Source organism: Saliphagus sp. GCM10025317 (assembly GCF_042663665.1).
GTDB lineage: Archaea > Halobacteriota > Halobacteria > Halobacteriales > Natrialbaceae > Natronosalvus.
The window spans coordinates 685725-709357 of the sequence record NZ_JBHTAQ010000005.1 but is presented as its reverse complement, the minus strand read 5'-3'; the positions used below and the strand labels follow the sequence as shown (position 1 = coordinate 709357).

The 23633-nt window shown below is 56.5% G+C and carries 23 protein-coding genes and 2 pseudogenes; 16 read left to right on the top strand and 9 right to left on the bottom strand.

Annotation, left to right across the window (positions count from 1 at the left end; genetic code table 11):
• Positions 1-188: 188 nt before the first annotated feature.
• Complete coding sequence (locus ACFQS4_RS05580) at positions 189-1490, bottom strand: hypothetical protein (protein ID WP_497902674.1); 1302 nt, start codon at positions 1488-1490, stop codon at positions 189-191.
• A 394-nt stretch (positions 1491-1884) separates the two neighbouring features.
• Positions 1885-2511 (bottom strand): helix-turn-helix domain-containing protein, encoded by a 627-nt coding sequence (locus ACFQS4_RS05575; protein ID WP_497902673.1) that lies wholly within the window; start codon positions 2509-2511, stop codon positions 1885-1887.
• Between the two features lie 177 nt (positions 2512-2688).
• On the opposite strand from ACFQS4_RS05575, the gene ACFQS4_RS05570 reads away from it, so the two are divergent.
• Together ACFQS4_RS05570 and ACFQS4_RS05565 are read left to right on the top strand one after the other, a co-directional pair.
• On the top strand, positions 2689-3057 hold the full coding sequence (locus ACFQS4_RS05570; RefSeq protein ID WP_497902672.1) for a DoxX family protein: 369 nt from the start codon (positions 2689-2691) through the stop codon (positions 3055-3057).
• Between the two features lie 508 nt (positions 3058-3565).
• Positions 3566-4165 (top strand): nitroreductase family protein, encoded by a 600-nt coding sequence (locus tag ACFQS4_RS05565; protein ID WP_497902671.1) that lies wholly within the window; start codon positions 3566-3568, stop codon positions 4163-4165.
• 247 nt (positions 4166-4412) lie between these two features.
• On the opposite strand, the pseudogene ACFQS4_RS05560 reads toward ACFQS4_RS05565, so the two are convergent.
• The 6 genes and pseudogenes from ACFQS4_RS05560 to ACFQS4_RS05535 form a co-directional block, all read right to left on the bottom strand.
• Positions 4413-4724: pseudogene (locus ACFQS4_RS05560) on the bottom strand (ester cyclase); the annotation flags it as partial.
• Positions 4725-5203: 479 nt separating this feature from the next.
• The gene (locus ACFQS4_RS05555) at positions 5204-5857 is read right to left on the bottom strand and encodes a plastocyanin/azurin family copper-binding protein (RefSeq protein ID WP_497902670.1); all 654 of its coding nucleotides are present in this window, start codon (positions 5855-5857) and stop codon (positions 5204-5206) included.
• A 115-nt stretch (positions 5858-5972) separates the two neighbouring features.
• Positions 5973-7223: a ZIP family metal transporter gene (locus ACFQS4_RS05550; RefSeq protein WP_497902669.1), complete on the bottom strand. Its 1251-nt coding sequence runs from the start codon at positions 7221-7223 to the stop codon at positions 5973-5975.
• Entirely contained in the window at positions 7224-8480 is a 1257-nt protein-coding gene (locus tag ACFQS4_RS05545; protein WP_497902668.1) for a multicopper oxidase domain-containing protein, read from the bottom strand.
• A gap of 130 nt (positions 8481-8610) precedes the next feature.
• Complete coding sequence (locus ACFQS4_RS05540) at positions 8611-9279, bottom strand: metal-dependent transcriptional regulator (RefSeq protein ID WP_497903154.1); 669 nt, start codon at positions 9277-9279, stop codon at positions 8611-8613.
• Between the two features lie 171 nt (positions 9280-9450).
• Positions 9451-11937: an ATP-binding protein gene (locus tag ACFQS4_RS05535; protein WP_497902667.1), complete on the bottom strand. Its 2487-nt coding sequence runs from the start codon at positions 11935-11937 to the stop codon at positions 9451-9453.
• 81 nt (positions 11938-12018) lie between these two features.
• On the opposite strand from ACFQS4_RS05535, the gene ACFQS4_RS05530 reads away from it, so the two are divergent.
• From ACFQS4_RS05530 to ACFQS4_RS05520, 3 genes are all read left to right on the top strand, one after another.
• Positions 12019-12657, top strand: a complete 639-nt coding sequence (locus ACFQS4_RS05530; RefSeq protein ID WP_500192408.1) for a hypothetical protein — start codon at positions 12019-12021, stop codon at positions 12655-12657.
• Between the two features lie 1213 nt (positions 12658-13870).
• Entirely contained in the window at positions 13871-14350 is a 480-nt protein-coding gene (locus tag ACFQS4_RS05525) for a nucleotidyltransferase domain-containing protein (RefSeq protein ID WP_500192406.1), read from the top strand.
• Complete coding sequence (locus ACFQS4_RS05520; protein ID WP_497902664.1) at positions 14347-14829, top strand: DUF8154 family protein; 483 nt, start codon at positions 14347-14349, stop codon at positions 14827-14829. Before ACFQS4_RS05525 ends, ACFQS4_RS05520 begins: the two co-directional genes overlap by 4 nt.
• A gap of 259 nt (positions 14830-15088) precedes the next feature.
• Here ACFQS4_RS05520 and ACFQS4_RS05515 read toward each other — a convergent pair whose 3' ends face one another.
• Positions 15089-15253 (bottom strand): hypothetical protein, encoded by a 165-nt coding sequence (locus ACFQS4_RS05515; RefSeq protein ID WP_497902663.1) that lies wholly within the window; start codon positions 15251-15253, stop codon positions 15089-15091.
• Positions 15254-15524: 271 nt separating this feature from the next.
• Between ACFQS4_RS05515 and ACFQS4_RS05510 the strand changes: the two genes are divergently transcribed.
• From ACFQS4_RS05510 to ACFQS4_RS05460, 11 genes and pseudogenes are all read left to right on the top strand, one after another.
• Complete coding sequence (locus ACFQS4_RS05510) at positions 15525-15896, top strand: MarR family transcriptional regulator (RefSeq protein WP_497902662.1); 372 nt, start codon at positions 15525-15527, stop codon at positions 15894-15896.
• A pseudogene (locus tag ACFQS4_RS05505) lies at positions 15893-16245 on the top strand (type II toxin-antitoxin system PemK/MazF family toxin). Before ACFQS4_RS05510 ends, ACFQS4_RS05505 begins: the two are co-directional and overlap by 4 nt.
• A gap of 248 nt (positions 16246-16493) precedes the next feature.
• Entirely contained in the window at positions 16494-17456 is a 963-nt protein-coding gene (locus ACFQS4_RS05500) for an ArdC-like ssDNA-binding domain-containing protein (RefSeq protein ID WP_497902661.1), read from the top strand.
• A 133-nt stretch (positions 17457-17589) separates the two neighbouring features.
• On the top strand, positions 17590-18117 hold the full coding sequence (locus tag ACFQS4_RS05495; protein WP_497902660.1) for a DUF7342 family protein: 528 nt from the start codon (positions 17590-17592) through the stop codon (positions 18115-18117).
• Entirely contained in the window at positions 18118-18561 is a 444-nt protein-coding gene (locus tag ACFQS4_RS05490) for a toxin-antitoxin system TumE family protein (RefSeq protein ID WP_497902659.1), read from the top strand.
• Between the two features lie 263 nt (positions 18562-18824).
• Complete coding sequence (locus ACFQS4_RS05485; RefSeq protein ID WP_497902658.1) at positions 18825-20093, top strand: RNA-guided endonuclease InsQ/TnpB family protein; 1269 nt, start codon at positions 18825-18827, stop codon at positions 20091-20093.
• A gap of 399 nt (positions 20094-20492) precedes the next feature.
• Positions 20493-21299: a helix-turn-helix transcriptional regulator gene (locus ACFQS4_RS05480; RefSeq protein ID WP_497902657.1), complete on the top strand. Its 807-nt coding sequence runs from the start codon at positions 20493-20495 to the stop codon at positions 21297-21299.
• A 265-nt stretch (positions 21300-21564) separates the two neighbouring features.
• Entirely contained in the window at positions 21565-21738 is a 174-nt protein-coding gene (locus ACFQS4_RS05475) for a DUF1059 domain-containing protein (protein WP_497902656.1), read from the top strand.
• 2 nt (positions 21739-21740) lie between these two features.
• Positions 21741-22346 carry an OsmC family protein gene (locus ACFQS4_RS05470; protein ID WP_497902655.1) on the top strand — a complete coding sequence of 202 codons (606 nt, stop codon included), beginning with the start codon at positions 21741-21743 and terminating at the stop codon, positions 22344-22346.
• Positions 22347-22360: 14 nt separating this feature from the next.
• Positions 22361-23128: a methyltransferase domain-containing protein gene (locus tag ACFQS4_RS05465; protein WP_497902654.1), complete on the top strand. Its 768-nt coding sequence runs from the start codon at positions 22361-22363 to the stop codon at positions 23126-23128.
• Positions 23129-23133: 5 nt separating this feature from the next.
• Positions 23134-23631: a hypothetical protein gene (locus tag ACFQS4_RS05460; protein ID WP_497902653.1), complete on the top strand. Its 498-nt coding sequence runs from the start codon at positions 23134-23136 to the stop codon at positions 23629-23631.
• Positions 23632-23633 lie beyond the last annotated feature (2 nt).

Here is a 23633-nt window from a genome sequence, read left to right as displayed (position 1 = left end):
TTCTCGCCCTGTACTGAGCGATCCCCGGCTCTCGTAGATCGCCTGTCATCTCGTGCGACATTCGTGCCCTGTATTCAGCAGCGTCTGAATTACCTACTAAAATGCCACCAGGACAGGCGTGCTGTATATAGAGTAGACATGCCTGCGATAACGTCCTCCGGGTAATCGTTCCCGAATGTGAGAGGCGATCAAGACGGGCTTTCCTCTTCGTGCCATCGCTGCATGTGCTCGGCGTGGGTATCGAGGTACGCACCGGCTTTGAAATGCGCGTCGTAGTAGTCCGTGTCAATATGGTGTGCCTGGACGCAACCGGGCAGCACCATCGTCGGCACCGTCCCCGGGAACTTCCCGTGTTTGTCGTAGACGTACTGGGCGATCTCGCCGAGGCACTCGACCGTCTCGTCGCCGTATGGCTCGATCGAGCGTTTCACCGCTTCGCTGTCCTCCCACGGACCAGACGTCGCCGGGTCGTAGGTTCCGCCCGGTCCGAACTTCCGCTCGACGAGTTCGTCGACCGCCGCGTGCATGTCTGAGTAGTAGGGTGGACAGAGGCCCTCGTACCGGTCGTCGAGGCCCACTGGATTCGGTGCGGTCCAGTCCTCATCGTCGACGAACCGGAACCCGAGCCCGTCGAGATCGTCACGCATCGGGGCACCGAACAGGCTCAGTTCGTTGATCCCCGCGAAATACAATCCGCCAAGTCCCATCGCCTGCATCGTGAGCACCATGTTGTGTGCCATGAACGCCAGCTCGGCACAGTTCTGTTCTAGGGTGGCGCGTTCGAGGAAGGACAGCGGGAACGCCTTATCGGCGTCTAACAACCCCGATTCGATGTACGGCCCGAGGTCGCCGGCCGGTTCACCGATCTCGTCATCCATGATCACGTAGCCGTTCTCGACGAAAAGACAGAGGAGCGCCAGCATCTCTTCGCTGGCATCGCCGACGGGCATGAACAGCGTTGACCCCGGCGTATTGGTCCACCAGTGGTTCGGTTCGAGGATGTGGCCGGACTCGGCGGGGATGTCCACCCGCTCGTCGTCGAGTTTCTCAGTGTGCGCTCTGGCCACTGCCATAATGCGTTCGGCGTCGTCTTCGAGGTCCATTGCCTCGCGGAGTCGGCTCGGTTCGACGCTCCGGGTGTTCGTTAGGTATGTGCCGTCGTCGTCAGTGTAGAACAGGACCGGTGTGCCGATCCCGGCCGCCGTCGGTGCCGTTCGACCGGTCAACCGAACTGAGAAATCGGTGTGCTCGTCCGGCCGATGCGGACCGAACGGAATCCCGTAGTTCCACCCGCTCACCCCGATCCCGGCAGCGACGAGGACCGATTGCTCGAGGTCGGATAATGGAAGCGGGTCGGCGTCCGATTCGAACGCCAGCGGCCCCGAGGGGATCGACAGACCACGACCGAACCGACGGGACCGTCGCCCGAAAATGGCCTCAAGCAGTGGATACTCTAACAGTTCGATAAGGGATTGTGTGGTGTCAGGCATGATGACTCCTCAATGGGTTACCAGACATCGATTGTAGTGAGAGCACTTGCAGGTCTGGCGATGTTCTGTCTGCCATGGGTTAGTTGACCTCTATTCTACTATGGGAACCAGTCACATAACGCCACCCCGTGAAACATTTGCAAGGGTTGAACAAGATGCCTGTTTGACTAGGGAAACGGTGTGTTAGGAATCAGTCCGCTACTGAACGAAATGGGCCTACTATCCAGCAGTTGCTGAACGTCCTGCTCAGATTCTGTCAGAAGGCGCGTGCTGAATACTGAGGATGAGTGCAGCAACGTAGTATCTGCAAGCGGTGTCGCTCTCGGCAAATTCGTCATCGGTTGTCTGCGACAATCGGATGAGACGAGAGCGATTCGTCTCCCTCTATCGTCGCCTACGAGATGAATTCCTTGATAATCCGACCTTCAGCTCGATGGAGGACACCACTAGCCGCCGATTGATTGACCCCCAACGTCTCTGCAAGTTCGACGAGCGTACAGCCGCGGGGACTGTCGTAATAGCCCCGTTCAACCGCTTCAGTGATGACCTCCCGCTGGCGCTCGGTCAGAAGTCCGGTCGAGTCGTATGATTGGGTTACCGACAGTATCTCATACGGAATGTGAGCCGCTGCTAGCTCGGTAGTTAACTTCGACAACTGCTCCTGTGAAGCAGTTTGTACACCGGATGCCCATCCGTCTCGGATGATGAGCGGAAATCGCGGAAGGATCTCCATCGAACGTCTCGCCTCATACGTTGCCGGCATCGGAAACACCAACTGGATCAGCACCATCCCGTCGTCGGAATGGAGCACTTCGTACGTGCGCACCTCCGGCGCGTCGTCGAACCGGCGAACGATGGCGTCCCCATCCGATGTCGTTACTTCGATCAGCTCGAGCACGCCATCGTCTACAGGCTGGCTCGTCAGAATCTTGAACTCGGCGTCCGAGAAGTCGGTCGAGACACCAGCCAGCCAGTTGTCGTCGTCTGCCCCGATCTCGACTTTCAGGTGTACACGGACCATACCACTGGAGTTGGCTGGCGAGTGGCTTAACAGACTGCGTAGTGACTTAAAAAGGCGAATATATTCACGGAGAAATCCGTCGTCTCAACACGCGTAGCAAACCCGTGCCTCTCGTCGGAAAGAGGGACGGAACGTTATGACTGAACACTCGTCCGAATCGCGTAAGGAAAGTAGACTATGAGCACAATTGAAACGGCCATCTTCCTCGTGCAAGGGTTGCTCGGACTCATCATGCTGGCTGCGGGCATTGCGAAGCTAATCGGTATTGACCTCGTGGTAGCGGATTTCGACCGATACAGCTATCCAAACTGGTTCCGATTCGTTACTGGTGGCATCGAGGCTATTGGGGGTCTCGGCTTGCTCGTCGGGCTCGTGTTCGCGCCGATTCTCGCTGTTCTCGGCGGTCTGTTAATCGTCGCCACGATGGCCGGAGCCATCCTGACACATCTCTTCCGGGTTAACGATCCGTTCTGGAGATTCGTCGGGCCAGCGATCTATCTCACCGTCGGCCTCCTCGTGACGAGATTTCACCTGCCGTCGTTCTAGCCATCAAAGTACGAGCAACAGTAGTTGCCCCGGTTACGGTAGGAACGGGAGTCATAGGCACGATTCAGGCAGGATGGTCGTCCTCGATAACTACGCGAGGGTAGATCTCGGTGGGTTCGTTATGGCTTCGGATGCAAGATACGCGCTCTGTATTCAGCAGATACTACACGAGCTACCGAGTCGTTGTCAAGAGAAGCATGCAAGATACAGAGGATGGGTTCAGCAGGAGAGCAATCCGTCGTACGTTCGGCATTCACTCCCCAGCAGAACTACCGAACCGACGAAATCGCTAGCTCGAAAGCCACCTGGCCCCAATTGTGTACCGATTGGATAGAGGAGGCCGCGGAGGTCAATTCCGGGAGCGCGGCTCGACGGGTCAGAGGTCGGTCGTGCCGGCCTGCCCACGAACTGGGCGGTACGCTCGGTAGAATGCCGACCAAACGCAACAGCTGCCCCCTCACGTCGACATCCTGCAGTACTATAGCAGGCGAGTTCGAACTGACCCAGTATGGATTACTACGAGGTCATCCACCGCCGTCGGATGGTCCGGAACTTCCGCGACGAGTCCATCGATGACGAGACGGTCGAACGGATCGTCAGCGCCGGTCTGCAGGGTCCCTCGGCCGGATTCAGTCAGGGCTTCACCTTCCTCGCGCTGGAGTCACCCGAGGACCGCGAGCGTTTCTGGGCCACCAACGAACACAACGCCCAGCCCGAACACGTCCGTCGGGCACCGCTGGTGGTCGTACCGTTCGCCTGCAAGGACGCCTATCTCGACCGGTACGCCGAGCCAGACAAGGGATGGACCGACCGAGAGGAATCGCGCTGGCCGGTGCCGTACTGGTATATCGACACGGGGATGGCCACACTGAATATCCTCCACGCCGCCGTCGCCGAGGAACTCGGCGCGCTGTTTTTCGGCATCCCCGACGAGGACTGGCCAGCGCTGCGGGACGCCTTCGACGTGCCTGAGGCATATGACCCCATCGGCGCGATCGTTGTCGGCCATCCTATGGATGAGCAAATCGAGAGTTCGGCCGATACTCGCCAACGGAAGAACGTCGAGGAACTCGTCCACGGTGGCGACTGGGACAGTCCGTTCCGTTGAGGACCTCTATCCACGAAAATCGGCTCTTGTCAGCATGGCGTTGAGGTGGTGACTGGGAACGAAGGTTGCGATGTGGGCGACCCACTATCAGTTTCTGTAAGATCCGCGCCCTGTATCTTGTAGAGACTCGATGACCTCCCGAGTTGCTGTCAGAAGGAGCGTGCGAGATATAGAGGATAGATCTATCGCGCTGTACCTTCTCGAACTCCCGATTCACTTGGCGAAAAATACTGAAAGGTAGATCGCGTTACTCTCCAGGCGGTTCGAAGACACCGATCTGTTGCAAGAAGCCCAGCATGTCGTTTTGGGCCCACGTCTCGACGATCTGGCCGTCTTCGATCCGGTGGATGTGGTTTCCCTCTACCACGGCCTCCTTCCCCGTCCCTTCGACCCCCATAAACTCGCCTTCGTGGGTGCCGGTGGCCCGATCTCGTCGGACCACCATATCGCCTTCGGCGATCAGGTCTTCGACCCCGCAGTGGATGTCCGCAACCGCGGTTCGAAGCATCGAGACGTATTCTTTGACCGCATCCGGGCCGTGAAGGGGCTCGGGTCTTGCAGAATTATGTTCGACTTAATTGTCTGAAATTATCTCATCGATGAGATCCAGATTCCCCTTGCTAATGACCTCTTCCGGGTATTTACGGACAATCTCCTTGTTTTCCGCTTCCAATGTTGCCATAGTGTCCTCCTCCGTAGCGTCCGCACGACAGTTCTCGCTCCCAACCGCCTTCGATACGAACGCTGTTCGAGAACCACCCCTTGATACATGTTAACTCATTACAAGGGCGGTAGACCAAGGGGGATGAGATGGGAATCACGTTTTGCTGAATACGCGCTCTGTATTCAGGACAGCTGATTAAGCAGATCACTGGCGGAGGGTTTCAACAGAGCCGATTAGTACTGTTCTCGAAGCCAGTCTGCAGGGTAGACAGCGGTCATCCCTGGGGTGTCGAGGCGGAACTGCTGGGGCGGCGTCATCTTGGCGTAGGTCTTCTCCTTGGGAGGGGTGCTGGAGGATCGATAGGCGCAGAAAACTCAGTCGAGAACTTCCATCGCCATCTTGTTTAACTCGCTGATCTTTTCTCGTGCTGTTTCCGGTAATTCTTCTTGTGGCACAGCTAGCCCCGGCTCACCCTCGGTATCAGGATTTCCGACGACGACGCCACCGAGCATCCCCATCGACTCGTGCGGGATGCAATAGTAGTCGTAGACGCCTTCTACTTCGAACGTCTGCTCAAAAGTGGTACCGCTCTCGCTGAGCGTGCCACTATCCCACGATTCCGCGCCATCCGGTATCCGGTCTGGTTTGTCATTGTCAGCGTGGTACGCAGTCGTCGTGTGAGTTCCGCTTTCGAGCGTCCACGTAACGGTTCCACCGGCATTGACCCACACGAGGTGAGGATCGAAATGGTGTTCGGAACCATCGGAATACATCTCCACGGTAACGCTGTCGGACGGTTCTGTAGGGAGTTCGTCATGGCCATGGGATTCATCATGGCCGTCGTCTTCATCGTGTTCTTCGCCATCACCGTGAGTGTGGGATTCGTCGTTGGATTCATCAGTATCGTCAGGTGGGCCTTCCTGTGTGGCTGAATTGTCTGTGCATCCCGCGGTAGCTACAACTGTTGTTGCTACCACGGTCGCCTTCAGGAACCGTCGGCGTTGCGTACGTCGAGTATTGTGTTTCATGCGTTCAAATCACGTATTTTCCTGCTTTCCGGAAACTCCAGGCGTATCGTGCTGGTATTGTCTCCGTCGTTGCAATTGGGAGGTCATCTGGTTCTCCTCGAATCTGGCGTCTGCACTAGAGCGCGACGAACAGGTCGGTGATGTACATCACACCGAGGCCGGCGAGGAACGCCAGCAAGTTCGTCGCACTCCCAACGCGTCCACCTTGCGTGCGGATCATTCCGGCAATCTCCCAATTGACCTGGAGGATCGCCCCAACGCCAATGGCGAGGAAGAACGCCCCGAGCGTGGGCGAGTAGGCAAGGCCGCCGATCCAGCCGCCGAGGATGACCGGCGCACCCGCAATCAGTCCGAGTGCGACAAAGTGATACCAGCTAGGACGCTCGCCACGAGCAACGGGTGCGACGACTGCTGGCCCCTCGGTCACGTTGTGCAACATGAAGCCGATCACGAGAAACGCACCGAGCGAGACTCGTCCGAGCGCGAACGAACTCCCGATAGCGAGCCCTTCAGCCAGATTGTGCAGCCCGATGCCGAGTGCGACGAGGTAGGCGACCCACAGCCCACTACTGGCGCGTGCGTCGCCTGCGGCTGCACGCCCTTCACGCCAGGCGCTGACCGACTGGACGAGCAGAAGCGCCCCAAGGATGCCGAGGACCACGAGGGCAGTCCCTTCGTACGCCCCGGGGATCGCCTCGGCGAGTTCGAACGCTTCGAACCCCGCATCGACCGCGAGGAACGCAAGTACCCCCGCGGCGAACGTGAGCACGGCGTGTAGCCAGCGATTGCTCATCGCCCGAATAAACGGGAACCATAGCATCCCGAGTGCAACCGGGATGACGCCAACGAACACCCCAATCAGCGCGAGCGACCAAAGGACGTCAGTGGTGAGCCCCGGCGTTTCACTCGGTGCGACGATCGTGTGGCCAAATGTCGTCCCGTCGGAGACGACGAGCGCGGTGTGGATATCCCAACCGGGCTGCCAGTGGTACGGCACGACGACCTGTGCACTCTCCATCGGGGCGAGTGTCTGGTCACCGCCAGCGCCCTGAACCTCGAAGTTCCAATACGCGTCGTTGATGAGAACCTGCGAGATCGTAACTGCGTCAGGTCCATTGTTGGTTACGTGTAGAACGATGGTATCCTCACTCGGCAGCGTCGTGTGCGTAATCGTCAGGTCCGGAAGTGGCTCACCGCTCTGAACACCCGCAAGAGGGGAGGTGAATACGAACGCGCCGATAACGAGAGCCAGCAAGACGAGCGGCAACACGGCGACGACCCAGGATGGAAGTCCGAAGGGTCGTACTGATTGTTCGCCGCTCGCCACCCCACCATCGGTCGATTTGGACGAATTTTTGTCGGTCATCTACACCACCTCGAAGAAGCTCATCCAGCCGAGTTCAGCGAACTCGGACTGGTGGGCGTGGAACATGTATAGCCCCGGCTCGTGATCGGAGTAGTCGATTTCGAGGATTCCACGCTGAGCCTGGCACTGCATGATCGTATCCACGTTCTTGAGCGTCGGTTGGAGTGTCGTGCCGTGGTCATAGTAGTCGAAGAACTGCGAATGCGTGTGAAACGAATTGATGGGATCGAACTCGATGACGTTCGAGAGGTACACTCGCTGGAGCTGGTTCCGGTCGATCTGAATTGGGTGTTTAGTTTCGCCAGCTTCCCAGTTGCCGTTCCCGTCAGTACTGCCAACGCCGTAGGCGAACGCCTGCGTGTTGGCGGCGTAGACCTCGTTGTCGCCGTCGAAGTTCGTGTCGAACCCGTTCATCATCATCACCATCTCGTTGACGTCGTCGTTCTCAGCGTACTCGTGATTGCGAGAACGGGCGATTTCGACGAGTTCGTCTCGGTACTCATCGGTAATCGGTCCGTGGTAGTTTACGTACTCGCGTGGATTCTCACGGACGCGGTCAGGGTCTGGATCGACGATGATCGTCCCGTAGAGGCCGCGGTGGATGTGTTCTTTGAGCGGCATTGCGTGGCAGTGGTAGAAATGCATCCCCGTTGGCTGGGCGATCCATTCATAGGTAAACGATTCACCCGGTTCGAGTGCCCCGGGGCCGTTCTGGGGCACACCGTCCATCGTCGGATCGAGATTTCGAAGGTGCGGGTGGATCGTATGGGCGTGGCGACTTCCATTGGTGAACTTCACCCGGATGAGATCGCCTTCAACGACTCGAAGCGTAGGCCCAGGAACCTGCCCGTTGAACGCCCACGCGTCGAACTCGATCCCGGGCGCAATGGTAATCGGGACATCGACAGCCGTGAGTTCGAACTCTCGTACAGTTCGTCCGTCCTCCTCGTAGGCATCTTGTTGAACGTTCTCCTGGCCGTTTCGTCCCGTGTTGAACGCCGTGAGGTACTCGTGTGGGTCGAAGTCAGTGTCCTCGAATTCGCCGACGACTCCGTGTCCGCCGTGTTCATCGTGATCATCGTCCCCCCCACTGCCCGCTTCGCTTCGACCGACCCCGAACGCAGCGCTGCCAGCGACCCCAATACCGCCGAGGACGGAGCGCCGCGTGGCGGTTACATCTGACTGGAGTCGCTCAACCAGTCGTCGTTCGAGTGTTCGCATAATCTCTTCGGCTGTCCCGTAGTCTACAGAGGGCATTCGCTCCTCCACTTCCCCAATCGTGGTTCGGTCATTGCTAGATGATTGCACCCATCCACCCTTAGTTTTGACTGTTCTAAACTTAGTCTTCGTCTAATCTAATAAGGACAGGAGGAGCGTGCTACGCTGTTTATTCATCAACAGGACGGACACGAATTGAGCGGGCTACCTCTTTTGGGACCGAAACGGACTCTGTGTGATTATCCAATTGGAGCGTGATCATACCGAACGGGGCGATTTCGATGATCGTGGCCTGGATTCCGGGTTTGATCCCTATTTTAGTCAGATACGAAAGCGTCTCTTTGTCTTGGTCGCTCACCCGTGTAACCAGCACTTGATCGCCTACTGCATGTTCTATGAGCCTGCGTGACTGATCGATATCCGGGACCGAAAGCTCCGGCCCGGGTATCGGATCGCCGTGTGGGTCTGTCGTTGGTTCATTGAGAAGTTCGGTGAGTCGCTCGGCAAACTGATCGCTGATGTGGTGTTCGAGTCGATCTGCTTCCTCGTGAACCTCACTCCAATCGTATTCGAGATGGTCAGCAAGATACCGTTCCAAGAGCCGATGATGACGAATAACTTCGAGTGCGATTGGTTCACCGGTTTTCGTCAGTTGGACGCCGTGGTACGGTTCGTGTTCGACGAGACCATGATCAGCCAATTTCTTGATCATGCTCGTCGCAGTTGGCGGTTTTACGCTGAGGTATGTCGCTAAATCAGAAGTAGAGACTGCGCCATCCGTTTCCGACTGAAGAATATAGATTGCCTTGAGATAATCCTCCATGCTGTCGCTCAAGATCATCATCGAATATTAGGTGGAGCTAAATTATAAATTGTTCTCCTCAAAACACGCCGTTCTGGATTCCTTCTTTCACTAGATGCTGCCGGCAAAACGGCCTGTATGAACTACCCCACCCTACTCGCTCCCTGTGTTGCTCCTTGAGGAAGGGGACTTAGCGCCAATCGCCAGTTAATACTGCTCCCGAAGCCAGTCTGCAGGGTAGACAGCGGTCATCCCTGGAGTGTCGATGCGGAATTGCTGAGGTGGTGTCGTCTTGGCGTACGTTTTCTCGACACGAGGCTCGCCTTCGATCGGATCGTTGAGCGCAGAAAGCACCTTGTGACCATCGGCCTGTTTCATAACAACCCAGATAGCCTCGTCGGGCTCGCACGAAGCCATCTTATCGAAGTCTTTGGGAACCGCCCTATGATAATCGTTGTTGATCCGTTCGACTTCGGCGGTGACGACGATCTCGCCATCGGTGTCGACACCTGCGAGGTCAAGTCGATGTTGGTCGTCGAGGTCGTAGTATGGAATCACCTCCGTGACGCTCGAGTCAGTGCTCTGGGCGTACACCGCCTCGAGATACTGGCGAGTCACCTCGATGCCGAAGACGTGCTGGCTGGACTCTTCGAGGTCGCCAGCGCCGTGGCCATAGTCGACGCCGAGGCGATAGCTCTCCCCGATGGCGTCGCGACCGTCCGATGAAACAGTATAGAGTCGGTGTGGATGGTCGGTATCGTGACGAAGGACGTCTGCCTCAAGCAGTGGCGTGATGTCGTCGTTGTCGATGCCGACGTACTCCTGGAGCCTGAGCATCGAATCAGAGAGGATGTCGTACTCGAGTGGATCGTATCGCAGCTGCTGGGCGTTGTAGACCGCCTGTAAGAACAGGAGTTGTCGATCACTCCACTCTGAGGCTTCGCGTTCGGCTGACGTGAGTTTGAGATTGATTTCACAGACCGGGATATCGTCGGCGTCGACGTCCTCGAGGGAGTGACAGCACTCGATCGCTCGCTTCATCCCCTCAATCGTGGGATCGTAGCGATTCTCGCAGGACCCACAACAGAGTGCGTCGATCGCTTCGTCGTAGACGACACAGTCAGGAAATCGCTTCGTGTGTAGCAGGAGTGAGTCGACGCGGAGCGACGATTCACTGTGCGCTGGTTCGTCTCCGTCAGGATCGTCCGGTGATCCGGTGTGAGCAGCCTTTGTTGGTTCTGATTCGTGACCGAGACCCGAACGTCTCCAGGTCTCGAGGGTGATGAACTCGAAGGCTGCGTCGAAGGCTCGTTTTTGCTCGCCCGTCAGTGGCTCATCGCTCGCTGGATGGCCGCGTGGTGGAGCTAACGAACGGCCGAGAAACGGTCGTGCAGGTGGGGCGCCGAATTCGGCAGCAGGGCGGATGAGCCACTCCCCATGGCGAATCGCAGCGAGGCGTCGCGCTACCTTGCGGGGCGGGACGTCATCAGTCGCCAGCGTCTTCGCGAGGTCGTCTTCGATGCTGACGTTGCCGACGACGAGAGTGCCGATCTCGTTGAGCGCCTCTTCGTACGTCTGATTCGAGGGATCGGGCGAATCGAGTTGACTCGGAAACTGGACACCCAGCATGATCGAGAGGCCGAAGGACCGACCCTGGGAGAGCAGCGTATCCACCAATTGGGTCGCCGCGACGTCTTTTGCTTCCTCGAGATACAGGTTGACCTGCGGTGGGTTCGGAGGTGTATCCGGAGCTTCAGCGCGGGCTTTCAACGCACTCCACATATTCGAGAGCAAGACGAGCGTGAGCGCTCGCTTGACCCGCTCTTCCATACCGCCGAAGTCGAAGATGACGACGCAGTCATCGTCGATAACATCGATAAAATCGAAGTGTGGGTTTCGAATTCGATCAGATTTACCTTCCGGTTCGATCTGTGTCGCACCGTCAAAACGTAATTCGTGACCAGGGTCCTGGGCTGAGTCTCCGTGGTCAGCATCCGGAGACTCGACGTAAACGTAATCGAACAGCGGCGCCAGTCGGTCATCCGTGGCAATCGTCTCGACCCGAGCAACGCCCCCACCGAGGACCATATTGAAGACGTCGCGATCGCGCTCGAGCAATCCCGCGAAGTACTCCGTGAGTCGTTCGTCTGAGGTTGGCGGTGGTGATCGGTCACTCAGCGTTCGCTGAAGCGCTCTGTACAGATCTTTGTGTGAGATTGCATCCGAACCATGGATGGGGTCGTACAACGCACGCAGGTGATTGCGGATGGCTTTGGTCGACTCAGTAGCACTGTAATACTGCTCTTCGCCCATGAGCCCCGCGAGAATTTCCTCGTAGTGGCCGGCGATCCGTGATCGGGCTTCCTCTCGAGAGAGACCCGCGTCCAGGAGTGGACCGATATCGAACAGCGAGAGCGCAGGGAGCATCTTCGTGAGATCGAAGTACTGGATGGTATCGGCATCGAGGCCACCAGTGGCCGCGTAGTGCGTCTGGAGATACTCTTCGGCCGTGCCTCCGCCTTTGTAGTCGAACAGGATCTCCGGGCCAGCTGTGGCCGTCGTGTTGGACAGCATGGCCCCAGTCGTGAGGACGGATTTCCCAGAGCCAGTATCACCGACGATGAACAGATGGCGGTCCTGGAGCTCGGGCGGGAGGACGAAACACTCACCAGCTGGCTGTCGATCATCGGTCAACGGACGGCACAGCGCCTGTCCAGCCCCCGTATATCGAGTGAGTTGGTGTGCTGGCGGGAGCGGTAACCCCGTCCGTTCTGAATGTCGTGTCTCGATGGCTCGCTGACCGCGTGCAGTAAGCCCGCCTCCATCGACCAGACAAAACAGCGGGAGTTCAGAGGCAGACACGACGATTCCAGGACTCTCATACGGCGTCCAGGGGAAGCGATTCTCGAAGTTGTCATACGTCGACTCGGGACAGGTTCGATCGATGAGCGTCTCATACAGTTGCGTACCGGGCGGGGTGAGACCCGTGTAGAGGTCGTCGTCGGTAATGACGTGACCCTGAATTTCGTGAAAATCCCCACCGAGATGCCCGAGTACTCCCGAAAGATTGTGGACTGTGGTACTGGCTTTCGTCGAGTCGTCTCGAGTCAGTGCGACTGCTCGGACGGATGTCTGAAAGACGCGTCTGTGATCACGACGGTCGAGTGCCTCGAGACGGCCTCGATACGCCGGTGTGACCTCTCGAGGTTTAGTGCGCTCTTCTGGCTCTGGTTGTGGAAACAGAAAATCAGCAATTCGATCACCGGTGGTAACGACCTCGCTCTCGAGATCGAACCGATACTCATCTGCAAGCGACTGGAGCGAGCCCGCTGGCTGACACACCACCTGATAGACGATCGGTACGTCGCTCTCACAGAGCGTTTCGACGAGCGGCGCAAGTGGAACACGACGTGATCCAGCACTTTTTGGTTCCCCTCGAGAGTTGTCTATGGATGTATCGACCAGGTCGTCGACCGTTCTAAACGGCATGAGCCAGTCACGACGTAAATGGGCTCGACCGCGATACTCAACGCCTGCAACGAACAGATCCGAAGATTGAGTAGTATCTGGCCCTGTGTTCAACGTACTGTCGAAATTCTCTATCGAGTCCTCGAGGTCGCGTGGATGCCACTCGACCCGCGTGAGTTCATACGAGTTCGGAAAGACCGTCCGGCAAATCCCCTCGAGATCGTCGAGGAAGGAATCCTCTGTCGTTCCCACCAGATATCGGATACTCGTATCCGATCGGCCATCGGAGATGAGAAGCCACTCGATTAGGGGCACACTCGAGCGCCCACGAAGTGAATTCCATACGCCCGTGACCGATCGGTCCTGAAGTCGCTTATACAGCGACTCCATCGCCTGTGAAACCGTTTTGGAATGTAACGAGTTCGTCGACGGACGGATTTCGAGATACGTTCGTGAAGGTGGAGCCTTCGAAAGGTAATCCGAAGTAGTACTCTCACGTGCTGGCTTTTGTGAGGGGTCATCACTAGTCGACTCGAGATCCCGTTGTCTAGCCCTTTCAGAAACGGACTCCATTTCTCGTTTCGTCGATGTTGACAATGCTGGTGGCGTGGTGTGTTTTTCTATCGCCATTAATTGCTACTGGAGCCGCCATCCAAGCTCGACGCTATACGCGGGAGATAGCGAGAGAGATGGCCGTACTCAAGTGACTCCAATACCCCGTAACTGGGGTACATCGTAATAAATCGTATTTCGGATTCCCATGACTGTCTTTACCGCCGATAAGCGTAACTTGCAATCAGCGAACCGAATGGGGAGAAAAGGAACAACGCAGGGCCTACCTCGAGAACGTCTGAAGCGAGTCATACCGGCTTTTTCTGGAGAGATAGACCTGTTCAACTACAACCAACGCTCGCCGGATCACGATTTGAAGCGTAGAAATCATTATATGTGATGTAACGCGTTACACACAGTATAAGATATGGGCGTGAAAGTACGATTGCCACTACCGGACGAACAGGTATTCCGGTATGGTGCTATGGACGACATCCTCGAGATCGCTGCGACGAACCCCTCCACGAAGTTCTCGAACCGAGATCTGCAAGAACTCACGGGATTCGGTGGTCCCAGCGTTACGAAGGCAGTCTCGTTACTCGAGGCGATGGGACTGCTGATCAGGCAGGACACGGGCGCCAAGACGCTCTACCAAATTAACGAGCGTTCCCTCTTCGATGCCGATGACCCCTTTCTCGGGATCCCACAAGCGGAGTTTAGAGAGCCACTCAAACGATTCGTAAACCAGGTTGGCCAAGAACTCTCGACGGACGCTGCAATCCTTTGCTTCGGGAGCGTGGCCCGGGGTGATGCCGACCGAGTGAGCGATATCGATCTCTTCGTCCTCGTTGGCGATGACGAGGAATTGGTGACTGCGCGTCGAGCAGTCTCGGAAGTCGTGCGCGAACTCGAGACAGAACCGATCGACGGCCAGCGATACGAATTCGAGGTTTTTGTCGAATCACCCGAGAGCGCCCGCCGGCGAGGGGAGGATCTTCAACCGATCTTGCAGGAGGGAATCGTCCTCTCGGAGAGTGAGGCGTTTCGCCGTGTAAAGGGTGAAGTCTTTGGAGGGATCGAAGAGTGACGTCGAAAGAACTCGAGTCGACCCTGGGTGACGCGGAGGACGCGTTTCAGCGAAAGCCGGCAAACCCGGAAGTTGGTCTCGAGCACGTTTCGGACCCAGCTATCCTCCAACTGCGAAAGGCATGCCGCCTTCTCGACGCTGCGGGGTTCCTGCTCGAGCGCAACGGCCATTTCACGATCATCATCGAAGCTTGCTTCGTATCCATCGAACGCTCGGTCCAGTTCTTCGTCGAAGAAAAGGGATACGACGTCGCTGGTCAGCGTCATACCGAAGTGTACGATCTGGGGGTCCGGGCCGGGCTCTTTTCGCAGGATATCGCCGACCGACTCGAGGAACTCTGGAGAGAGAACCGGTCGGAGTCCTACTATCGGACTGGTGTCGCTGGGGAGTATCGGGCTCGGACCATCTACCAACTCGCCGTGAAACTCCACGAGGAAATCGTCCAGTTAACCCGGACGAGGGATTGTATCTGTGAATAGCTGGCGGAAAACGTCCCAACGATCTTTCTGCACTACCATCCTCACACGAGACGGCGTTTGCGCTAGATGTGCCCAGTAAGGACTGTCGAATTTATCCCCGCCGTGAACGACTAGGCTTGCTCCTCGACTCTTCGTAATCCGGCCACCTCGCTTAGGCGTGGGCTTCTCGTGAGACGCCGTAGTATCTCATCGATCATTTGCCTTCTCTGCAATAACAGCGGGTCGATTACAAACGATCTATTCAATACCCTTACCGAGGTCACTCGACCGGTTCGACCGTCTCCTTGCCACAGTGAGGGCAGTGATCGTAGTCATCGTCCACTGGCTCCTCACAGGACCGACATACGTACGGCGTATCCTTACCTTCCATGAACGACTGTTTCGTTTCTTCGAACTTCTCCCCGGCCTTCCTGAATAGATCCATTGTTCATAACAGGCTAGCGACCCGAATAAGCGTTGGGACAAATACTCCCGATTCACCAGCGATGAGCAGTCGAAACGAGGAGGGGACCAGGTGGTCTCAATTTCCACAGTTATGGAGTAGTAGAGACTCACGCTCTCAATGAATACGGTTCTTGGACCGCTCTGTAGTGGAGAGTGATAACTCTCTTTGCATCATTTTACGCTCCTTACGATATTTTCGTAGCTTTCGTTCCTAACACTCATAACGGCGGGTGCACTATATCCACTCAACGATGTCCATCGATCGAGAAACCTTCGAGAACACGAGTGAGGACAAACTCGAGGAACTCTCTGTCCCAGACCAAGTCCTCGGATTCCTCGTTGCACACGAGGACCGCGCGTTCAAGGCGCGCGAAATTGCCTCTCAAATCGGGCTCGACGAAGGCGCAGTCAGCACCGCACTCTCGCGGCTGAAGGACCGCGGTCTCGTCGAACACAAGGCGACGTACTGGGCGGTGACCGACGACAACGACCGACTCGAAGGATACAGTGGTTACGAGCGAGCGACCGCCCTGTTCAACGAGCAACTCGGTGCGGAGGATAAGGAATCGTGGCGAGAACACGCCCCCAGCGAGCCACACCCGAGTTCGGAGAACAAACAGTGACCGACGGGCGAACTGCTCCGATCTTCGAGCGTGGCGATGTCGTTTACGGTGATGACCCGTTCAAAGGTGAAGAGGATGCCCGGCCGTGGCTCGTTATTTCGAACCATGAAGGACGCCCGTTCCACGGCGAACAATACATTGCTCTAACATTAACGTCGAAATCGTGGATGGATGGTCTAATCGACATCCCTGAAGCGAGTTGGCTTCGGGGTGGGACACCGAACGAAAGTCGAATCGTCCCGTGGGTGTCCAATCGATCGGCCACGAGGACATCGATTTTTGGCAGGGCCGTCTGGAGAGCGATCTCATCAACGAAGTGGTTACTGCTCTCATCGAAGAACTGCAGTAGCGATTCACTTAAGGTGTTTTGACCGATAGAGATTGGAAAATAGCCTGGAAGTGTGGATTGCACATTAAGCATTCAAGAAGATTATTGACCAAAAAATGAATGTGCTTCCCCATGACGTTTTCGGGAAGTTGTTGTTGGCCATTTGAGTCAGCTCTTCGGCAAAAGTTCTACAAGGCCAACGATACCAGAGAGGTATTTTTGGTGCCCTCACGGGTGAGGGCACTCCATTTGGTGTGCCTGTTCGACCAATGGCAACGAAACAACCCACAGTAGCGTCGTTCGAGGATACCGAAACTCGACACGACGAGATGAACGAGACGATCGAATCGTGGCTTAGCGACCTCGTCGACCTAATTGGCGAAGCACGAGCGAGTGAGGAGTTCAAACACTGGCTCGAGGTACAAAGTCGCTTTCACGACTATTCGCACCGGAATACGCTCTTGATCGCCCAGCAGTGTCCAACGGCGACGCGGGTCGCCGGGTATCGAAGCTGGCAAACGAACTTCGGTCGGCAGGTGAAGAAAGGAGAACGAGCGATCTGGATCTGGGCACCAATCACGGCTCGAAAATGCCCGTCGTGTGGGCTCTCGAAATCACGTCACTCGAGTACTGGGTGTGGGTACACCGAAACGCCTCCAGAGGAGTGGGCGAAAGGCCTCGTCGGATTCAAACCCGTTCCCGTCTTCGATATTTCTCAGACAGAAGGCGAGGCGCTTCCGTCGCTCGAGACCGAAACAACGGGAGATGCTCGCGAGATCGTTCCCCTGCTCTATGAAGCCGGGAAGGCGCTCGATATCGAGGTGACGATCGTGTCTAAGGAAGCGTGGCCTTTCGGCTCAGCCAAAGGGGTCTGTGAGTTTCACAGTGACAGGCGACCTACCGTCAAAGTGCGTGAGCGTACAAACACTGCCGACCTCGCGACGACGCTCGTGCACGAATACGCCCATGCGTTGTTGCACGCAGATGACCTCAGCAAGAGCGAACACGCGAGTCGCGAAGTCGAAGCCGAGGCAGTCGCCTACATCGTTGGCCGATACGTCGGACTCGATACCAGCGGCTCGGCGTTTTACCTGGCCGCGTGGCAAGGCGACGAACCCGAAACGGTGAGTGAACGTCTCGAGCGAATTCGCTCGAGTGCAAGTACGATAATCAAGAATTTGGAATTGAGCGAATCAAGAAAAGGTGAACTACACAGCTCAATCAGCGAATAGCATCAGTCGTGAGTGAGTAAGTGGATAGGTGACACAAGGCAAATTGTGCTCTCCCAGCAGGCCGATTCCACACCTGGTTGCATATATCTGAATGATCCGAAGATATATTGAGAGTGGCCACCTACAAGGAGGTATGACCGAGTTCGATCCAGCCCCCGAGTCCAACGGTACCCAGCGACGGTGGCAAGCAGGAACGGACACGTTTGGTCGTGTCTATGACGTCGTCCTCGGGGTTACATCTCCGACTGCGTACACCGAAATTGCAGAACTTGCGGACTGTTCTCCAAACGCCGCGAAAAAGCACCTCGAGCGCTTGGCGGAAATGGGCATCGCCCGAGCCAATAGAGACAGCCGCCCGGCGACATACGAACGAAACGAGGGATACCTCGAATGGCAAGACGCCAGTCGGATCGCAACCGAACTTTCGGTCGAAGGGATAATTGATCGGGTAGAGGCACTTGAAGCACAGCGTGCAGAATACGAAGCACAGTTCGGGACGGCAGACCCAACGGATGTCTCCGTGTTCGACCACGGTGATCACGAAACCATCCACGAACGGATGACCGCCGTCAGTGAGTGGCAGGGTGTGATTCGAGATATTCGGCTGTATGAACTTGCTCGCCAGCTCTCCCAGAACGATGGGCATCTAATTCCAGCGTAGATGAGTCTGCCACCAGAGGATTCAGCGCCTCACTCAACAGGACCACCGGATCGACAGACATTGCGCCTGTTGGAACGACATCTTACGTCGGATTCACTCGTCGCCGAAACGACGTTCGACCCGGATTCTTATGAACCCCGACTGCTTCATGTGCTCTTCGACGCTGGACGGTACCCAGACTCGGTAACAGCGGCTCGGCTCGACATCCGGTGGTTCACGACTGGTGATTTCTCGGTCCACTACATTGAAGAACACGAGGCTGGAGAGCGCTGGGAGTGTCGCTGGGATCGGCATCCGAATACGCACAACACCCGGCTACACTTCCACGAGCCGCCATCTGCCACCGAAATCACCAATCTCGAACTCCCTTCACTCCATCCACTCGAGGTATACTCGACAGTGCTCACGGCGATAGAGCAACGTATAGAGACACTGTGGTTCTAGCAAGTGCTGAGAACAGTCGAGATACACCTAATGGAGGGTCCTGAATATCAATGGATGCCCAACAGATGTGCAACAGCAGCGCTATCGTGCCACATTACCCCTGAAATCCACGTTATACGCGGAGCAGGCGCAATACCACGTCGTTTACGGCGTGGATACGCGCCGTCGCGGGATGCCGTGAACCACCGATAACAGTACGGCTGGATATTCAACGCGTCACGGAATTGGGTAGTATTATATAATCTTGTCAACACTGGTTATGTATGGCGATAGAGGTCGTGGATAGAACACTCGTTGCTTCCATTCGGAACCAGCGAGAAGTTCAGTCCGACCTCGATGCGCTCGGATTCGCCGCCAGCAAACTCTGGAACGTCGGTCGCTGGACCTGCGACCGCGTGTGGAGTGAAACCGGCCTCATCCCCGAGGAAGGCGACCTCAAATCCTACCTCAAGACCCACGAACGCTACGCCGATCTGCATTCGCAATCGAGTCAGCGCGTTCTCGAAGAACTCGCTGAAGCGTTCGACGGCTGGTACGGAAAACGCCGAAACGGGGACTCGAAAGCGAATCCGCCCGGCTACCGCAAACACAACGACGAACACCCGCGCTCGACGGTCACGTTCAAGCAGAACGGGTTCAAAGTCGACACCAAGTTCGGCAGGGTTCGCCTCTCGAAGGGCAAAAACCTCAAAGAACACTGGTCCGACTTCACCCTCTGCGATATTGAAACCCGCCCCGACGTGGACTTGGATGAGGTGCGGAGCATCCGGCAAGTCCGTGCCGTCTGGAACACGACGAGTGACGAGTGGGAACTCCACCTCGTCTGCAAACTCGCAGTCGAAGTTCTGGAAACGCCCGGCGAGAACACCGTGGGGATTGACCTCGGTGTGAAAAACTTCGCCGCCCTCGCGTACGAGGACGGCCACGCAGAGTTGTACCCGTTGAACTGCCTGAAACAGGACGACTACTATCACAGCAAGCACATTGCGCGCTGTGACGATTCGGCGTCCGAGCGAGCCACGCGATTGAACGCGAAGAAGTCTAGTCGGCGCATCCACTACTTCCACGCGCTCTCGAAGCACATCGTCGAACACTGTGTCGAAGAGAACGTTGGACTGATAGCCATCGGCGACCTCGGTGGCATTCGAGAAGGCGAGGATGGCGACGTGAAGGACTGGGGCAAACACGGCAACTTGGACCTGCACTCGTGGGCGTTCGACCGGTTCACGAAGATGCTCGAATACAAAGCCGAGGCCGAGGGTATCACGGTCAAGCGTGTGTCGGAGCGTAATACGTCGAAGTCGTGTTCGTGTTGTGGACGCAAGCGCAAGGCGAACCGCGTTGAACGCGGCCTGTACGTCTGCGATGAGTGTGGAATGGTGGCCAATGCGGACGTGAACGGTGCGGAGAACATTCGGCGGAAAGTAACTCCGAGTCTCGCCACGGATGGCGGCGATAGGAGTAACGGCTGGTTGGCACAGCCATCGACTTTCGTGTTCGATACAGAGAGCGGTTGCTTTGCACTGCGATAACACGTGGGCTCGTAAACCCTAATATCTCAACTGCGGTCGGGATTCCCGCGTCTTCAGGCGCGGGAGGATGTCAATCTAACGGCCAGAAAGGACGCGAGAGACGTTCTTCATGCTGTTCCTGTGTGAATATTGTTCAAACAGTTGTAGGAATACTCAATGTGCTTCGATCACGAGGAGGTCATCCTGTGGTCACATCACCGGTGTTGGTTGCTTAATCGGATAAAAAGAATTGATTACAAAATTGTAATTTGAATTCTCAGATCAATCTTGTAGATGAGAATTTTGTATCCGAGAGGTTCCACGGTTGTCAGCCAATTATCAGCGATAGGCAAAGCTCGATGTCCTATCTCTGTCTAGAGGAGTGCAAATGATTATTACGGAACCATGTGTAAGACTAGCATGGGATTGAGTACGGGCTCACCAATCGACGATATTTCGTATCTCGCGCGGTCCGAACACCGTGCTCCAACGCTCATCGCTCTAACTGTCCGTCCGCGGAGCCGATCAGAGCTCTGGGAGATGACTGGAGTCTCGTCGTCAACGATTCGACGGACACTGAGCGAGTTCGAAGAGCGCAACTGGATCCGTAGAAATGGATACCAGTACGAAGCGTCACCACTGGGTACGTTCATCGCATCCGCAGTAGCAGAGTTAATCGAGCGGGTCGAAATCGAGCGAAACCTCCGCGACGTCTGGCAGTGGCTTCCAGGCGAAGAGAGTGGATTCACGATAGAGATGTGCTCTGATGCGGTCGTGACGGTCGCCGAAGCCGACAACCCGTATGGTCCGATAAACCGATTCCGTAAGCTGATCGGTGAAACCGACCAGTTCCGGTTCGTCGGGTCCGATCTCGCTCTCCTCGAGCCATGTCGAGACGAGTTCTGTCAGCGGGTCATCGACGGCATGCAAGCGGAGATCATCGATCCGCCAAACGTCGCCGAGTACATTCGCTCGACTTACCCCGAACTGTCTTCTGAAACCCTGGCAAGTGGCAATCTCACGATCTGGTTACACGACGACCTGCCGCCGTACGGAATCTGTATCTTCGATCACCGGATCGCGATATGCGGTCACGACCCTGACAGCGTGACGGTTCGTGTGCTGGTCGATACCGACTCACACGAAGCACGAGAGTGGGCGGAATCAAAGTACACGTACTATCGCCGCCAGACCCCAACGATCCCGCTCGAAACAGTCGTGGACTGACGTTCTGGTGTGACAAGTCCTAGTGCGTGGCTCTGTTGCACCCATCAATGAATGATCTAAGACCAATCTATTGGGAAACCTCACGTTCCAACTTGTAACTCAATCCCCTTCCAGCTACTGCTAATTATTCAGCGACTGCACGAGAGTCAATCGTTGCACGATCGTGACTCGGTGGAAACAGTGCTAGTTGCCACCGGTGTGTCACGAGTTAGCTATCTAACGCTTGAACGCGAACCAACTCTTGCCGAAAGGCACCTGAAACACCATGGCAAAAGCACACAAACTCGATTGTGAAGCGGCAGCAGCTGATTGTCGGTTCATCATCCAATCAGAGAACGAAGACGAAGCGACCGAACTGGCCAGGAACCACATGAAAGAGGTTCACGGGCAAGACTACACAGACGAAGAACTACGAGAAAAGCACCTCCAGGTCGTGTAAATATGGCTATCGACACGCAGATCAACCACGGTATCGACATCGAACAATTCGAAGAGTTCGCCGAATTCGCGGCTGAAAACCCCAATGAGGTGCAGCTCGGACTCGCTGCTCGCTCGACTTACGAGGGGACGTGCGCTCACAGCTTGGCGAAGGTAGACAGCTACGAACTCGGCGGTGAAACAATCGCGAGCGAGACTCGCGAGTACACGATCCCCTACGGAGCGTGGAAGGAAGTGTTGGACGCAGGCGGATGGGTCGGCGGAACCGACCGACTCGAACCGATCGAGGCCGCACTCTCCGCGCTCGCCTCTTGTATCAACGTCGGCATCACCATCAACGCCGTCGCAAACGGCGTCGATATCGAGTACCTCCAGACCCGGGTCCGCACCGAGTTCGATCCGCGCGTCCTCTTCAGCCTCAAGGACCTCGGAGAGGCCGATGCCGTCTTCGAGAATCTAACCGCAGAAGTCGAGATCGAGAGTCCGGATCTCGATAAGGACCAGGTCGACGAATGGGCGCGGCGGGCACCAGTCTACACGCTCATCTCGCTCGCTCAGGACATCCAACTCACGGTGAATACTCCGGCCGAAGTGGCGGCCGACGACTGATGAGGTGAAGATAAATGACAAAATCACTAGACGTCGAACGACTCGAACAGGCAGTCAAGAGCGTCTATCAAGACGTTGCAGAAGAACCGGCAGAAGAGTATCACTTCGAGATGGGGCGCGAGTTGGCAGAACGGCTCGGCTACCCAGCGAGCGATCTCGATCAGATCCCCGCGCAGGCTCTGGAGTCATTCGCGGGCGTGGGATACCACTTCGACCTCGCCGCTCTCGAAGAAGGAGATGACGTGCTCGACCTTGGGAGCGGTTCCGGGACGGATGCGTTCGTCGCAGCGTTACAGGTCGGCGAATCCGGGAGTGTGACCGGGTTAGATATGACCGACCAACAGCTATCGAAGGCAGGGCAGTTGCGTGATGAGGCCGGGATGGACAACGTATTCTTCGAGAAGGGGTACATCGAGGACGTTCCTTTCGATGACGGGACATTCGATGTCGTACTCTCGAATGGAGTCATCAATCTCTCTGCGGAAAAGCAGCGAGTGTTCACGGAGGCAAATCGAATCCTCAAACCAGGCGGACGGCTCGCCATCTCCGATATCATCAGCGAGAAACTGATGCCGAAGAGCATCAAGAACAACGAGGACCTGTGGGCAGCTTGTATCGGCGGAGCCGAACAGGTCGATCGTTACACGGAGCTCATAGAGCAGACCAGGTTTGAAGTGAGGGAGGTTCGGGACAATACTCAGTATGAGTTCATCTCGGATCAAGCAGCGAATGCATGTCAGAAGTACGGCGTGAAGAGCATCTCGCTCGGCGCCAACAAGTGATTACAATGGCAACAAGACAATCGGTTACAGACGAACAGCAAGAACAGGTCGAAATCGAGGCAACGCTCCGGAACGGGTCGCTGTTGATGGCGCTCGCGGGCGTCGCGTTCATCGGATACGGAATCGTATTCCTCGTGATGAACTTCGTAGGAACTGGCTTCGAACTCGGGGTCAGTACGCTAAACGGGATGACGAAAGCCGACTTGGACCCGACAGTGGCGTACTACATCAGCCACCTGCACGTCGCCACTGCCGCGTTCATAATTTCGACAGGGATTGCGGTCACCGCCCTGTCGTGGTACGGCGTGCGTCAGCGACTCACCTGGGCGTGGGCAACCGCAGTCGTCGCTGCCGTCACCGGCTTAGCGCTCGCGTTGCCGATGCACTACACGGCAGATGCATTTGCTCACGATTGGATGACGCATCTCGGCCCCATCTACGTGGCGACGGTCGTCTTCGTCGTCGGCGTCGTCATGGCATATCGAGGCTTGAACGCGACGTAACT